Origin of the sequence: Paracoccus alkenifer, from assembly GCF_900108405.1 — a bacterium.
In the GTDB taxonomy this organism is placed as follows: domain Bacteria; phylum Pseudomonadota; class Alphaproteobacteria; order Rhodobacterales; family Rhodobacteraceae; genus Paracoccus; species Paracoccus alkenifer.
In genome coordinates this window covers 1-1,471 of the sequence record NZ_FNXG01000018.1, presented here as the reverse complement: position 1 = coordinate 1,471, position 1,471 = coordinate 1, and the positions used below count along the sequence as shown (strand labels likewise).

At 59.3% G+C, this 1,471-nt stretch carries 2 protein-coding genes; both read left to right on the top strand.

The features are described 5' to 3' along the window. Positions 1 to 1,259, top strand: a 1,259-nt coding sequence (locus BLW83_RS15790) for a hypothetical protein (protein ID WP_177172609.1), incomplete at its 5' end; no start/stop codon positions are given. Between the two features lie 21 nt (positions 1,260 to 1,280). Next, the coding region (locus BLW83_RS15300) for a hypothetical protein (protein WP_143042871.1) at positions 1,281 to 1,471 on the top strand (191 nt) is incomplete at its 3' end.

Sequence of the window (1,471 nt, the reverse complement as noted above, 5' to 3'; positions counted from 1 at the left end):
ACATGAACAACCGCAATACCGTGGGCGAGGCGGTCTTTATCCGGGATACGCGGACGTTCCCGGCGCCAAAGGACGACGATCCGCTGCCGGGGTCGATGGCTGCTTCGCTGGCGTTCGAACCATACCAGGTTGCACAGGCATCTACAGGAACGATGTCGGATGCGACATGGGGCGCTGCGCCGCAATCGGGAACCGCTCGTCCGTCTGGGGCAGCCGGCACATCCGTCCCGGCTCCAGGTCAAACGGTGCCTCGGGTTGCCTGGCCGCGCTTGATCCTGCGCCGACTGGGTATCTTCGGCCTCATTCTGGAAGAGGAAATGCGACGCGCCGACATGACGCCGACGGCGCGCCAGCAGGAAGACCTTGCCAGGAGGATTGCGGGATCTTCGGTCGGTCGCTTCGTGATTCGGCAGGACCGGCTTCTGGGCGGGCAAGAACATGTTTCAAACCCGCTTCGCTTGTTCTCTCCCTCGGTGTGGGAGGGAAAATACGGGGTTATCGCGGGGCCCCTGGACCATGTTCCGATGGCAAACGACATTCTCGGCCGTCTTGCCGGACGACCTGTGAACATGGGCGAGATGACGCTGGAGGAAATCGACGGAATCCTCGCGCCCTTTGCAGGTCTTTCAGATGACGAGGTCGAGGCGAAGCTTGCCGAGATCGAGCGCCGCCAACGCGCCGCAGTCGAGGAGCGAGACCCTGATCCCGAGCCAGAGCAGGAACCGCAGCCAGATCCAATCATTCCGGGCACCACGGTCACGATTTCAGCACGCGAGGAATATCGGAAAAAATGTCAGGTTGATCGATACGCGGTCATGCGCAATATCTGTGGGCAATATGGCATGCAGGCCCACCACATCGTGCCGGACTGGACCTTGCGCTATGGGGCGCGGGGAAAGGCCGACCAGCGTATCCCGAACATGCCCAGTCTGAACGACGGGATGGCAATATGCGTGATGGGCCATGCAACCAAGGAGGATACCGAGCATAATCATGCGCACTTTGCGGATGCGGCGATTGAGGCTATCGGGAAAACCTCAACACCGCCGCATACTGCTACCGTTGCGCAGGTTCGCAATGAATCATTTCGAGCGATGGCTAGGGTGCGACCCGACTGTCGTGCGCAAATTTTTTCTGCGTTAGTAGCCCAATTCGGAACGCGAAATCCAAACCAGCTTCTTCGGGCAAAGCGCCGACCCCCTTTGCCGCAAGAAACAATCAATGCCTTGCGCAGCGGCGCGAGCTATCCCCTGCAATAGAGAACCGTCATGCCCACAATCATGTTCACCCGTGCTGCCGCATCCTCTGCCGATACGCTGATGATTTCGGCAGTGCTCGACGAAGATAATGACGAGGCGATCTATCAGCCCGCCGCGCGGGTGTTCCAATATGAACACGGAAACCAGCCCGGCGACCAATGGTTCGCCAGCGATTTCGAGCTGAGCGTTCAGGATATTACGGTAATTGAAGA